The following is a 13,637-nucleotide window of genomic DNA, read 5'->3' on the forward strand; positions in this document are numbered from 1 at the left end:
TCATGAGCATATTGCCAAAAGCCTTAACCGTACCAGCTCGCTCAGTGTTAAGCCGTTGGTTTGCCTCGCGTGCGCCCAAAAGTGATAGTGCGACGCTGAATTTGCGTAACGTCTATATCTTTTTTAGCCGTGAAGGGTTGCTGTTTGCCGTTTTATTAATCATCACCTTTATCGCTGGTATCAACTATGGTAATAACTTGGTATTGGGGCTGTGCTTTTATCTCATCAGCGTCTGGCTCATTAGCTTTCATGTAACCTTCGCCCATATCTCGGGTCTGCAAGTCCGTCTGCTTGATATCACCATGGCAGAAGCCGGCGCGCCTGTTTGGGTCACGTTGCAGCTGCGTAATGACAGCCGCCGACCAAGACGGCAGTTATTATTTACCTTTGAGCAAATTGTCTCTGCGCAAACTGAGCAAAAGCCTCATAAAAAGGTCGATAGAAAAGCCAATAAAAACAACGATAACAAACGTGAGATTCACGCTGATAGTCAGCACTCAGTATTGGTCACGCGCCTACAAGATGAACAAATCATTCGTTTGCCGGTGCAGACGCATCGTCGTGGGCAGTTGCAACTACCAAGATTAAAAATAAAAACCGTTTACCCCTTAGGGATTATGCGCGCTTGGTCGTATGTCTATTTCGCCCGTCGCGCGTGGGTTTATCCAAAACCTGAAGTATTTGACTGGCAGGCACAATATGCCATTGCCAGTCCGGAGGATTTGCCCATAGGCGGGCAATATCGCCAAGGTCAAGACGACTTTGACCGGCTTGATAACTATATCGTAGGCGAGTCGTTAGCACGCGTTTCTTGGGGACACGTGGCGCGCGGCCAAGGGATGTTTACCAAACATTTCACTGATCCTGTCGGCCATGAGCAAACCTTAGACTATGCTGATATGCCAGCGGCGCAGCATGAACAAAAACTGGCGCAAATGGCGTATGGGGTGCTGACATTGGGTGAACTTGGCGTCCCATTTAACATGCGCTTACCCAATGAGACAACGGTTAATAAGCATTCTGCTGCAACGAAGGGCGCAGGTGAAACGTTTGCACAAGCCTGTTTGTTACGATTGGCAAAATCACCATGAACAACTTCAAACACCACCTTGCAAATGAGACACAGATAAACCCTGCGAACTTTGCACAATTGGCTTTGGGTCAACATATCACTTCTCACACTGAGCAGGCTAGCGATGCTAAATGGACTCGCAAGCTATTTGCCTTACCAGCGTATTATTGGGTATTAATTGCTCAAATCATCGTTATTTTACCGCATGCAGCGCACTTGCCGTTATGGCTTATAGGTTTTGCGCTGGTCAGTATCATTGCCCAACTACCGCGTATTAAAGCTAAGTTTAAAAAACTGACGCATCTAAAGCGCGTTTATCAAAGCATGCAAATGCTTGGCTTCTTACTTGGGCTTGTGGGCTTATGGCTGACCTATAACACGGCGTTTGGTCTGGATATGGGCGTCGCGTTTTTAGTGCTGTGCCTTATCAGTAAGCTGTGGGAATTGTACAAGCGCCGTGATGCTTATGTGGTGCTCAATTTATCTTTGTTTGTCCTTGCTTCACTGTTTTTGATGGATCAAGGCATTGTGACGACAGTAGAGGTAATCATCGGTGCGGTCATTGTATTGTTGGCGTTTATAGCGCTTAACGATGATGGCAATACTCGCGGTGATGGGCGTCTGCGTACTTTGGGCGTGCTGGGTATTGGCGCATTGCCGCTGTTGGTTGTGTTGTTTTTATTCTTTCCGCGCTTGCCGCCGCTATGGTCAGTACAGCTCTCAGGTCAGCAAGCGACTACGGGTGTCTCTGACAGTATGTCGCCCGGCGACTTTGCCAATTTGGGCCAGTCGACTGAGCTGGCTTTTCGGGTAGAGTTTGCAGATAAGCGCCCGCCACAGCAGCAGCTTTATTGGCGTGGTTTGGTTTTTAGTGATTTTGATGGGATCACATGGCGTCCCAGTTCGCAGCAACGAGAATGGCAACCCGCGCCGCAAATGCCAAATTGGATAGCGAATGCCTTAGCGACCGTTCCTGATGAGGTGAAAATTGCCCCGAATCGCTATCAAATTATCTTAGAGCCGACGCAGCAAAACTGGCTATTTGGACTTGATTATCCTTTTGCTCAGCAGCAAGATATCAGTATTACCTCAAATTTTACCTTACGAAAAGATCAGCCGGTTACCCAGCAGCTGCGCTACGATGTCTTGCAGTTTGCGCCGATGCGTATCGACCCTGTACTGTCTGATGAGTCGCGCCGTCTCAATCTTGCACTACCAAGTAGCGGTAATCCGCAAGCACGCCTACTGGCGCAGCAGTTATTTGTCCAGTCTGGCTCGGATCCCGTGCGCTATATACAGGCAATCGAGCGCTGGATAAATCAAACGAACTTTCGCTATACGCTATCACCGCCACGTTTAAATACCAACCGTATTGACGAGTTTTTATTTGACACCAAAGCGGGATTTTGTGAGCATTATTCTTCTAGCTTTACTTTTATGCTGCGCGCCGCTGGTATTCCTGCTCGCGTTGTCGCCGGCTATCAAGGCGGAGAGCCTAGTCGTAACGGTAACGTTTGGGAAGTGCGGCAAATGGATGCGCATGCTTGGACGGAAGTCTGGCTTGAGGGTCAAGGTTGGGTACGTGTCGATCCGACAGCTTTTGTTGCCCCTGAGCGCGTCGAGCAAGGCATGGATGCGTTGACACAGGCGCGAGGAGCAGCAATATTTGGCGAGGGCGCTGGGGCACAAATCAGCTATCAGCAGTATCAAATGCTGCAAACCTTACGTCGTCTGTCAGACCAAGCGAGCTATTATTGGCAAAAGGACGTCGTTGGTTACGATCAAGATAAGCAAGCTGACTCATTGCTTAAATGGTTTAATATTCGCTCAATCATGCAGCAAATCACTTGGTTGGCAGTAAGTGCCATTAGCGTTATGGCGATTCTTGTGTTTGTTATCTGGCAGCGTCGCCGCAAACGTTGGCATCCAGCAGACCTGCCACTTGCCCAACTCTCAAAACGCATCGCTAAAGCGGATAAATCGTTAGCGCGTTCAGAGAGTGAAGGGCAGTTGGCTTGGCTTGCGCGTTTGGCAAGCGCAATCGATGATGACAGTGGTCAAAATAGTAGTAAGCATAATAATGCCAGTAAGCTAACCGCTAGTGGTGACTCAAAAACTGTCCAAGTAAAAATTGAGCGGATTCAACAACACTATCGCCAATTGCGCTATGGCCGTTTAAGCACACTTGCAACCAGCGATAGCGAATATCAAACGGTGCTTAAACAGCTCAAGAAAGAGACAAGTGAATTGTTTTAATGGCTGTTTTGTGAAAGTGCTGTTTAGGGCGTGATAAATTTTTAGTAAAAATAAAGGAGTGCATGCATATGGCAATTTACGTAGATTTTATGCAAATAGAATTTAAAGGCTATAAATGGTGCCATATGCTCGCTGATACCTTGCAAGAGTTGCACGATTTTGCCGCATTGATTGAAGTAGATAAGCGCTTATTTCATCAAAACGCCAGCTATCCGCATTATGACGTCACCGTGCAAATGCGTAAAACCGCGCTTGAATATGGCGCTATCGCCGCCGATCGTAAAAAGATTATTGAGTGTGCAAAAAAGCTAAAAGTAGAGTTAAACGCTCAAATAATACGGTCTAAGTCGTCAAAATAAGATTTTTACTTAATTTATAACAATAAGTAGCCTTAATCCTAAATCGCCACTTTCAAGCTTTATTAAGATAAGCGCTCTGCTAAATAGTCCACCAGCAATCTGATTTTTGGCGATAAATGACGATTGTGCGGATAAATCGCCCAAATCCCTTCCTCAGGCTCTCTATAGTCATCTAATACGCTGACCAGCGCACCGGATTCTAGATATTTTTGCACATAATAATCAGGCAACTGTACGATACCCAAGCCTTTTAGCGCTGCATCGACTAGGCTGTGACCGCTGTTATATTGTACGCTGCCAGAGACGCGTAGGTTTGTTTCTTTATCAGCATTATTTGCATTACCGCTATCTTCTATAAAGTGCCAATAATCCCGCGTACCAAGTAAGCAATTATGGTGTCTTAAGTCGACTAGAGAATATGGTACGCCGTACTTTTCTAGATAAGCGGGCGCGGCGCAGACAAAGTTGGTACGATGACTAAGTTTTTTTGCCATCATCGTTGAGTCGCTTAATTTGCCAATACGAATCGCCAAATCATAACCACCCTCGATCAAGTCAATTTTTTGATTGCTTAAAAAAGCCGTCACTTCGATATCGCGGTATTGCACCATAAAATCATTGATAAGGGGCAATAACTGCTGTTCGCCATAGGTGACAGGCGCGGTCAGTTTAATTCTGCCTTGGGGTTTGGTTTGTAAATTGCTTACGGCTTGTTCGGCCGCATCTAAGCCGTCAAGCACACCGCGGCAATGCTGATAAAATACCCGACCTTCTTCAGTCAGCGATACCTTGCGCGTCGTACGATAGAGCAATTTAATGTTAAGGCGTTTTTCTAAGGCGCTTATCTGCCGACTGACCTGCGCGGTTGAAATACCCAATTCTTTTGCTGCTCGTGTAAAGCTTTCGTATTCCGCCACATAGACGAACTCGCTAATGCCATCCCAGCGCATGATTATTACCATTGTGTAAAAGATATTTGCAAATATAGCATATTGTTATCACAGCAGAAACAACTATAATGGACAGCATAAAATGAATCCTTTACAAACAGCTCAAATATAAACTGCTATAACTAGCGCTTGCCTCTATCAAGTAAGCGCTATAAGCTAAATTGGTCTGCGGATAATAAACGATAAAATTAATTAAAAAGAGAGAATACTATGTCAGATAACTTTATCAAATCCAAAGCCGCCATTGCGTGGGGGCCAAATGAGCCATTGTCTATCGAAGAAGTGGATGTGATGCTGCCCAAAAAAGGCGAAGTACTGGTGAAAATTGTCGCCAGTGGTGTTTGTCATACTGACGCGTTCACCTTATCTGGTGAAGACCCAGAAGGTGTGTTTCCTGCAATTTTAGGCCACGAAGGCGGCGGTATCGTTGAGCAAATCGGCGAAGGCGTCACCAGCGTGCAAGTCGGCGACCATGTCATTCCTTTATATACTGCAGAGTGCGGCGTCTGTAAAATGTGCCGCTCAGGTAAAACCAACCTGTGCTCGGCGGTACGTGAGACCCAAGGTAAAGGCTTAATGCCAGACGGTACGACGCGCTTTTATAAAGATGGCGAGCCAATTTACCATTATATGGGTTGCTCAACCTTTTCTGAATATACGGTGTTGCCAGAGATTTCATTGGCAAAAGTGAACAAAGAAGCGCCGCTAGAAGAAGTTTGCTTACTTGGTTGCGGCGTGACCACTGGTATGGGCGCTGTCATGAATACTGCAAAAGTCGAAGAAGGTGCAACGGTTGCCATCTTTGGTTTAGGCGGTATCGGACTATCAGCGGTTATCGGTGCACAAATGGCCAAGGCCAGCCGTATTATTGCCATTGATATTAACGAAAGCAAGTTTGAATTGGCCAAAAAATTGGGCGCGACTGATTGCATCAATCCAAAAGACTACGATAAGCCAATCCAAGATGTCATCGTTGAGCTGACCGATGGCGGCGTTGATTATTCGTTTGAATGTATCGGTAATGTTGATGTCATGCGCTCAGCGTTAGAGTGCTGCCATAAAGGTTGGGGCGAGTCAGTCATCATCGGTGTCGCGGGCGCAGGGCAAGAAATATCAACCCGTCCATTCCAGTTAGTCACAGGTCGCGTCTGGCGCGGTTCAGCCTTTGGTGGTGTCAAAGGTCGCTCAGAGTTGCCAGGCTACGTCGAGCGCTACCTAGCAGGAGAAATTCCGTTACAAGACTTTATTACTCATACCATGCCGTTAGAAGATATCAACGAAGCTTTTGACTTGATGCATAAAGGTGAGAGTATTCGCTCTGTGGTGCATTTCTAGAATGATGCTTAGATAGCTAAGCTTTTTTAACGCTATTAAATAAAAATGCCGCTCCTATAATGGGGCGGCGTTTTTTTGTATGCCTTTTAATCTTTTTTAAAGCTGTGCATATCTTCTAAAACGCCTGTAAATCTATCGTATAACCAAGGTTCAATATCGTCGACCACTTGATTGTAGAGAAGTGGTCCCAAGGTTTCGATTATAAAATCCAATAAAAACTTAGCAGGCAGGTTGCCAATATCAACATCAAATTCCTCGCTCATATACTCTCTAAGCTTATCCAAGACAATTTCTTCTGCTTCGTCTGACAGCGTCAGTAATTTTTCTTTACTCATTAATCATAGTCCTATTAGCAAAGCTTTATTTACTCTTGCATAGCAGCCAATTGTTGTAAAATATTGACGTAATTGTCCACGCCTTGCGCGCCGCTGACCAAGTGCCGCTCATTAAAAATCATTGCTGGTACGCTTTGGATACCTTGCTGCTGCCAGTGGCGCTCTTCTGCGCGTACCTCTTTGGCAAAACGCTGATCCTCCAGCACAGCCAGCGCCTCTTCACGATTAAGTCCAACTTCCGCTGCAATATCAGCCAGCACCGTATTATCAGAGATGTTGCGACCATCGGTAAAGTGCGCGCCAAATAACGCCTGCTTTAAGTCATGCATCGGCTTTTGTCCTTGTTGACCTGCCCAATACAACAGCTGATGCAGATTAAAAGTATTGTGTATCCGCGTGTCATCGTTGAAATTAAATTCAAAGCCAACTTCATTGCCCGCTTGCGTCATTCTAAGGCGGCTCGCGTCTGATTCTTCCTTGCTCGAACCGTATTTTTTCATAATGTGCTCGCGCAAATTTTGTCCTGCGCTTGGCATATTAGGATTTAGCTCAAATGGATGCCAGTGTATTTCGTGCTCGGTATTGGTTTGCTTGAGCGCCTCAGCCAATTGACGATAACCGATGATACACCACGGGCAAACCACGTCTGAGACGATATCGATGCGCAGAGGTTTTCCGGATAGCAGTTGATTTGAGTTTTCCATATTTTTATACCTATTTTATTGATTATGTTCGATTTATTTATAGAAGGTTTTATAAAGTTGAATCCATATTAAGAGAATGAAATCGTGATTACAATGGTTGCTAAGTTACAGGTTCTACTAACGAGGTTAAGCAGCCAACCGCAGTTGTAAAGGAGAGTTATCGTAGGTTTAAAAGTTGACAAAAAAGTTTTGTCCTCACTATTTGCTTAAAAAAACTACACTGCAATGACTACAAAGTAAAAACAAAGCGCTGTTTTTGATACGCCATAATGAAACGATTGACGCTGTTTAAGAGCGTGCACACTTATCCTTTTATGAATAACTGCCAGCGAGAAGCCAGCATGTCTACCTTGACGTTAACGATTAATCAGCAAGATTATCAGCTCGATAATCTTGATCCGCGCACGACATTGCTTGATGTCTGCCGCCAGCATCTACAAATTACTGGACCCAAAAAGGGCTGCGACCACGGTCAATGCGGCGCTTGTACCATGCTCATTAATGGGCGACGGGTTAATTCTTGCCTGACCCTTGCGATCATGCACGACGGTGATGAGATTACGACGATTGAAGGCATTGGAATGCCTGAATCGCTCTCAGACTTACAGCAAGCGTTTAAAGACCACGATGCGTTTCAGTGCGGTTACTGTACGCCGGGGCAAATTTGTTCAGCCACTGCTTTGATTGAAGAGATTAAGCAAAACTGGCCAAGCTATGTGACTACCGATTTGCAAAATCCTGATGGCTTGCTGGTACAAGAAATCGCCGAACGCATGAGCGGTAATATTTGTCGCTGTTCGGCTTATCCGAACATTATTAATGCCATCTCGCAAGTCTTGGAAAATAACGTAACAGGTAAAGCTGTCTCTACTACTATAACTACAAAAAATACTATACCTACAAAAGGCTCAGATGCTGCAAGCGTTACCGGTATTTGGTCGCCGCCGCCTAGTGAAACTCAGCTTAGTAAGCCGTCGCAAAATGAGGCGTCACAAAATAAAAACCATAACGCCCAATTAGGAGCTCACTTATGAAACGCTTTGACTATGTCCGTGCCGAAGCTCCTGAGCAAGCAGCGACTGCTGCCAGCCCAAAAGATGCGTCATTTATCGGCGGTGGTACCAATCTCTTAGATTTAATGAAGTTTGAGATTGAAACACCAACCAAATTGGTCGATATCACCCGTCTTGAGCTTGAGCAAATCGAAACGACTGCTGATGGCGGATTACGTATCGGTACGCTGGTCACCAACAGTGATTTGGCGGCGCATCCGGAGGTCATTGCCAATTATCCGGTATTATCGCGCGCTATTTTAGCTGGCGCGACGGGTCAACTGCGTAATAAAGCCACCACTGGCGGTAATTTTTTACAGCGCACGCGTTGTTATTATTTTTATCAGACCGACAGTCCGTGCAATAAACGTGAACCCGGTAGTGGCTGTCCAGCGATTAATGGCGAGCACCGTACCCTAGCTGTTTTAGGTACAAGTGATGCCTGTATTGCTCAGCACCCATCGGATATGGCGGTGGCAATGCGGTTGCTTGACGCTGTCATTGAAACGGTGAAAGCAGATGGTTCGACCCGTTCTATTCCAGTCAAAGACTTTTATTGTCTGCCAAAAGACACGCCGCATATCGAAAATGTCTTGGAGAGTGGCGAGCTTATCACTCATGTTGTTTTACCATCGCCTATCAAAGGCATGCATACCTACGACAAAGTACGTGACCGCGCTTCTTACGCCTTTGCCTTAGTGTCTTGTGCGTCTGTCATCGAGAGCGATGATACGGGTAATTTGGCGACTGTACGTTTGGCGTTTGGTGGTATTGGGGTGATGCCGTGGCGTAATGAAGACGTTGAAGCATTATTAACGGGCACAGCGGGTGATGACGCTACGATCGCACAAGCCGCAGACTTATTATTAAAAGAGGCCAAAGGTCACGGTCAAAACGATTTTAAAATACCATTGACGCGTCGCCTACTTAAACAAGTTATTCAGCGCGCCTTAGCGGGCGAGGGAGCATAATCATGTCATTATTGGACTCAGTATTGCCATCAGAACCTACCAAAAAAATGATGATGAATGAGCCTGTCGATTCGCTTTTTGACAAAACAGCAAGCAATTTGGTCGGCAAACCGATTAACCGTGTTGATGGTTCGTTAAAGGTCAGCGGACAAGCACCTTACTCAGCAGAGTTTTATCGAGAAAATCAAGTTTACGGCGTTTTAGTTGGCGCGAAAATAGCCAAAGGACAAGTGGAAAATATCGATAGCAGTGCTTTAGAAGATATTCCTGGCATCATCAAAGTGGTGACCGATCCTAAGCATTTTTTGCGAAACTCACAGCAAGGCGGTGAGACCGAAGCACCAACCCAAGGCGCTAGCGAGATTTATTATCACGGGCAGCCGATAGCGGTAGTGGTTGCTGAGACTTTTGAAGCGGCGACCGAAGGCGCTAATGCCCTTAAAGTCACTTATAAAAATGAGACCGAACAAGCGGCATTAAACTTTACCCAAGAGCTGCCAAGTGCTCATGATGTCAATGAGCAAAAGGGCCCAGATAAAAATTCTGTTACAGGCGACCCTGAAAAAGGCTTGGCGCAAGCGGAAATTACTCTCGATCGCTTTTACCATACGCCAAGTCAAAGCAACTCGCCGATGGAGCCGCATGCGACGCTGGCTTATTGGGAAGACGATAAGCTCATCATGTATACCTCAAACCAAATGATTGCACCTTGCAAACAGCAAGTGATGGATGCTTTAGATCTAAAAAAAGATCAGGTCCAACTAATTTCTTATTTTGTTGGTGGCGGTTTCGGTAGTAAATTGGGTATCGCGCCTGAGTCGATTGCAGCAGCGATTGCGGCAAAAGAGCTTGGTCGTCCGGTGCTGATCAGTATGACGCGTCCGCAAGTGATGGAAGCGACCGTTAGACGCTCAAACACTCGCCAGCGTATCGCCATTGGCTGTGATAAAGACGGCATCATCAATACCTTTATTCACGATACCGTTGGCAGTAATTTACCGGGTGAGGCATTTTTTGAGCCGACAGCATTATCGACTAAATATTTATACCGCGGTGAAAATCGCCGCGTGAATTATAAACAAGTAGATATGAATTACGTGCTTTCTGGCTCTATGCGCGCACCCGGTGAAGCGGTCGGTATGATTGCGGTTGAATGTGCGATGGATGAATTGGCCACGCAATTGAATATCGATCCGCTTGAGCTGCGACGTCGTAACGAGCCTGAGCAAGACCCAAGCCAAGACATTCCGTTTTCGACGCGGCAGCTACTTGCTTGTATGGAGCAAGGGGCGGCGCAATTCGGTTGGGAGCAGCGCAATCCTAAACCTGTCAGTCAGTTAGAGGGAGATTGGTGGATTGGTACGGGGATGGCGGCATCCGCTCGTGGTAACCAATTAAAACCGTCAGAGGCGCGGGCGACACTGCAAGTTGACGATTCAAAAGCCCTTGGCATTAAAGCCATTATCGAAACCGATATGACCGATATCGGTACGGGCTCTTATACGGTATTTTCTCAGGTTGCCGCTGATTTACTAGGCTTACCAATAGACCATATCGAGATGAAGCTGGGTGATAGTGAGTTGCCACCGGCTTCAGGTTCGGGTGGTAGTGTGGGCGCCGCAAGTGCAGGGAGCGGTATCTATCTTGCCTGTGAGCAACTACGCGATATGTTGGCAGAAAAAGTCGGGCTTTATCCAGACACCATTCAGCTTGATAAAGGTCAGATTAAACGAGCAGGTGAACATGACCCTAGCGTAACAGAAGCAGCGGTTGAAACGCTTAAAGACAAAGCGCTAGATTTAAAAGATACAGTCACTGAAAAAACGGGTTTAGCTTTACCCGAGTCTGCTGCAGAAAAATACGATTTTAGCAATTTTCAGTCTTATGCATTGGCAGATATTATCGCTGCATGCGATGAGAAAAAAATGAGCGCTAAAGGTCAAATCAAACCAGGAAAAAATGCCAAAAGCCATCGCCAAGCGTCGTTTGGTGTCAATTTCGCGGAAGTCGCCGTCCATAGAGTGACTGGCGAGATTCGTCTTAAACGCATGACGGGCGCCTTTGCTGCCGGACGTATTCTTAACCATAAAACCGCCACTTCACAATGCTACGGGGGTATGGTTTTCGGTATTGGTTCGGCGCTTATGGAGGAAATCATCCATGATAAGCGTGATGGTCGCCTATGCAATCATGATCTTGCTGAATACCATGTGCCGGTCAATGCCGATGTGCCGCAACTGGAGGTAATATTGGTCGAAGAAGATGACCCTTATACCAATCCCATGCATATCAAAGGGATTGGCGAAACCGCGATTTCTGGAGCAGCGGCGGCTATTGCTAATGCTATTTATAATGCGGTCGGTGTGCGCGTTTACGATTTCCCAATCACTCTTGATAAGCTGCTTTATGAGTTGCCAGAATAACTATTGTTGATAGTCGATATTAACGAATGGCTAACTGATGCTTGATATAAAAACCCGCTAGCGGCCATCACTAGCGGGTTTTTATAAGGCGAAATGCAATTTTAATCATTAAAACTGAAACTAAAATAAAAATAAATAGAGATAAGAGGCACTATGAATCAGGTCGCTGATATTCTAAAGCTCGCAGGCGAGGCGCAGCAGCAAAACATCGGTGCGGTGTTAGCAACGGTAGTACGTACCGAAGGCTCGGCCTATCGTCGGCCTGGGGCAATGATGCTTATCTGCGCTGATGGACGCTCGGTTGGGATGATTAGCGGTGGTTGCCTAGAACCACATATCATCAAACGTGCTTTTTGGTTGACGCGTCATGGCGCAAACGTGCAGGTTTATCAAACGGGTAGTGATGAGAGTGACGAGGCAGATGATGATAGTGAAAGTAATGGCAATGGAAATGGCGATTTAGAAAATGAGCTAAATTTCGGTTTGGGCTGTAATGGCAAGGTTCATGTACTGTTTGAGCGTTTGACAGCCGCAAGGCCGTTTTTAGAAGTTATTCGTCATGTTCGTCGTAGCCAAAATCCTACAACGATAGCGACGTTAATTCGCGCAAATGATCAATACCATTTACCCATTGGGCTTCGGCTAGATTTGAAAGACTATATTGCTAACGAAAAAATAACTTTTGTCAGTGGCGCTAGTATGGGCAATAAAGGGTTCATTGAGCAATCGAATATTTTTACTCATGAGATTAGAGATACCATTAAAAAACTGTCAACGCATGAAGTTTCTAACAAAAATACCGAATACGTTGTCCTAAAAAACGGTGATATCACCACAGAATGGCTTATCCAGCGTCTACAACCACAACACCGTTTGCTTATTTGCGGGGCAGGGAATGATGTGATGCCGCTTGTGACCATGGCAAAATTACAAGATTGGCATGTCAGCGTTATTGATAGTCGCGTTCACTATGCCACGCGTCTGCGTTTTCCCGAAGCGGATATCGTGATGCCAGTCGCATTGGACGATAATGAGAAACTGCTGAAGCTCAGTCGTCATGCGGCGGTCGCGTTGATGTCGCACAGTTTGACCCAAGACCGTGCCCGTCTTTCACTATTGTTAGAGCATCCTACTCATTATAAATATCTTGGGCAATTAGGCCCAAGTTATCGAACCGAGCGCTTGGTAAATGAGATTCGTGCTGTCAAAGACAATCCGGCAAGTTTAAGTGAGGGCGTGAAAAAACTCCACTATCCGATTGGTTATAAATTAGGCGGTGATGGCCCTGAAGCTTTAGCACTTGGCATCATGGCACAAATAAGCGCCGTTATGCATAAGCAAACTGCGACTGCCAAATTTTCAGCGAGCAATAATACGACATCTGAAATATTGAGCGATGTATGAAGAAAAGTGACTCGACGTCAAATAGCGCCGCAATATCAAATCAAAACCTTGAGCAGCAAACCAACCATGGCATCATTATTTTAGCCAGTGGCCTCAGTCGTCGTCTGGGTCAAGCTAAGCAGCTGCTTTGTAAAAATGGTGTTCCGTTAATTAGCCATATGATAAGACTGGCAGCAAGCACAAATCCGCAAGTTATTATTGTTGTTATTCCTAAAAACAAGGCATCGATAGCTAGTGAGATAGCAAAACTAAGCGACACCCATCTACATATCGAAACTGTCATTAACCAAACGCCCGAAACTGGTATGGGACATAGTCTTTATACTGCTATTGAAGCCTTGACTCAGTTTGTTAATGATAAAGATTTTAATCATGAAGCGCTTGAGCGAGTGTTGATTATGGGGGTTGACCAAGTTTTATTGGATATGGAACATGTTAATGGATTGCTAGCCGGTAAGCATCTAGTGGCTGCTAGCGCTTATGAGTATTGGCAGATTTTCGATACGTTATCAAAAGACGACCATATCGAGCGTAAAGCCGAGGTCAAAAATGAAACGAAAAATCCCATCGTTGGTCTACCGTTAGTTATCGATTATCAGCTACTTAAACAATGGCAGTTTCATATACGTGGAGACAAAGGCCTACGTCATTTAATCAGAGCGCTCTCGCCCAGTGAAATCAGTACAGTCTTCAATAAACAGCTGAGCTATGATATCGATACGCCCGAGCAACTTGCCTATGCCCGACAGCAGGGCTGGGTTGATAAATAATTTGAC

The 13,637-nt window shown here is 45.7% G+C and carries 12 protein-coding genes; 9 read left to right on the top strand and 3 right to left on the bottom strand.

Annotation, left to right across the window (positions count from 1 at the left end; genetic code table 11):
- The first annotated feature begins 2 nt into the window (after nucleotides 1–2).
- The 3 genes from H9653_RS03255 to H9653_RS03265 all read left to right on the top strand — a co-directional run bounded on the left by H9653_RS03255 (nucleotide 3) and on the right by H9653_RS03265 (nucleotide 3,687).
- Entirely contained in the window at nucleotides 3–1,091 is a 1,089-nt protein-coding gene (locus H9653_RS03255) for a hypothetical protein (protein WP_191690417.1), read from the top strand.
- Nucleotides 1,088–3,328, top strand: coding sequence for a transglutaminase family protein (locus H9653_RS03260; protein WP_191690418.1), 2,241 nt, complete (start codon nucleotides 1,088–1,090; stop codon nucleotides 3,326–3,328). Before H9653_RS03255 ends, H9653_RS03260 begins: the two co-directional genes overlap by 4 nt.
- Nucleotides 3,329–3,396: 68 nt before the next feature.
- The gene (locus tag H9653_RS03265) at nucleotides 3,397–3,687 is read left to right on the top strand and encodes a DUF4031 domain-containing protein (RefSeq protein ID WP_191690419.1); all 291 of its coding nucleotides are present in this window, start codon (nucleotides 3,397–3,399) and stop codon (nucleotides 3,685–3,687) included.
- A 62-nt stretch (nucleotides 3,688–3,749) separates the two neighbouring features.
- On the opposite strand, the gene H9653_RS03270 is transcribed toward H9653_RS03265, so the two are convergent.
- A complete protein-coding gene (locus H9653_RS03270) occupies nucleotides 3,750–4,637 on the bottom strand; it encodes a LysR family transcriptional regulator (protein WP_191690420.1) in 888 nt (295 codons plus the stop codon).
- 210 nt (nucleotides 4,638–4,847) lie between these two features.
- Here H9653_RS03270 and H9653_RS03275 point away from each other — a divergent pair, with 210 nt between their 5' ends.
- Nucleotides 4,848–5,972: an S-(hydroxymethyl)glutathione dehydrogenase/class III alcohol dehydrogenase gene (locus H9653_RS03275; protein WP_068403870.1), complete on the top strand. Its 1,125-nt coding sequence runs from the start codon at nucleotides 4,848–4,850 to the stop codon at nucleotides 5,970–5,972.
- Between the two features lie 86 nt (nucleotides 5,973–6,058).
- Here the strand turns inward: H9653_RS03275 and H9653_RS03280 are convergent, their stop codons facing one another.
- Nucleotides 6,059–6,307 carry a DUF2164 domain-containing protein gene (locus H9653_RS03280; protein ID WP_068403868.1) on the bottom strand — a complete coding sequence of 83 codons (249 nt, stop codon included), beginning with the start codon at nucleotides 6,305–6,307 and terminating at the stop codon, nucleotides 6,059–6,061.
- A gap of 29 nt (nucleotides 6,308–6,336) precedes the next feature.
- The gene (locus tag H9653_RS03285) at nucleotides 6,337–7,011 is read right to left on the bottom strand and encodes a DsbA family oxidoreductase (RefSeq protein ID WP_191690422.1); all 675 of its coding nucleotides are present in this window, start codon (nucleotides 7,009–7,011) and stop codon (nucleotides 6,337–6,339) included.
- Between the two features lie 341 nt (nucleotides 7,012–7,352).
- Between H9653_RS03285 and H9653_RS03290 the strand changes: the two genes are divergently transcribed.
- From H9653_RS03290 to H9653_RS03310, 5 genes are all read left to right on the top strand, one after another.
- On the top strand, nucleotides 7,353–8,045 hold the full coding sequence (locus H9653_RS03290) for a 2Fe-2S iron-sulfur cluster-binding protein (RefSeq protein ID WP_068403865.1): 693 nt from the start codon (nucleotides 7,353–7,355) through the stop codon (nucleotides 8,043–8,045).
- Nucleotides 8,042–9,034 carry an FAD binding domain-containing protein gene (locus H9653_RS03295; RefSeq protein ID WP_191690425.1) on the top strand — a complete coding sequence of 331 codons (993 nt, stop codon included), beginning with the start codon at nucleotides 8,042–8,044 and terminating at the stop codon, nucleotides 9,032–9,034. Before H9653_RS03290 ends, H9653_RS03295 begins: the two co-directional genes overlap by 4 nt.
- A 2-nt stretch (nucleotides 9,035–9,036) precedes the next feature.
- On the top strand, nucleotides 9,037–11,457 hold the full coding sequence (locus H9653_RS03300; RefSeq protein WP_068403862.1) for a xanthine dehydrogenase family protein molybdopterin-binding subunit: 2,421 nt from the start codon (nucleotides 9,037–9,039) through the stop codon (nucleotides 11,455–11,457).
- A 153-nt stretch (nucleotides 11,458–11,610) separates the two neighbouring features.
- Nucleotides 11,611–12,861 (top strand): XdhC family protein, encoded by a 1,251-nt coding sequence (locus H9653_RS03305; RefSeq protein WP_068403860.1) that lies wholly within the window; start codon nucleotides 11,611–11,613, stop codon nucleotides 12,859–12,861.
- A complete protein-coding gene (locus H9653_RS03310) occupies nucleotides 12,858–13,631 on the top strand; it encodes an NTP transferase domain-containing protein (RefSeq protein WP_068403858.1) in 774 nt (257 codons plus the stop codon). The genes H9653_RS03305 and H9653_RS03310 overlap by 4 nt, the downstream gene beginning before the upstream one ends.
- Nucleotides 13,632–13,637 lie beyond the last annotated feature (6 nt).

The sequence above is a fragment of the Psychrobacter communis genome (assembly GCF_014836505.1).
GTDB lineage: Bacteria > Pseudomonadota > Gammaproteobacteria > Pseudomonadales > Moraxellaceae > Psychrobacter > Psychrobacter faecalis.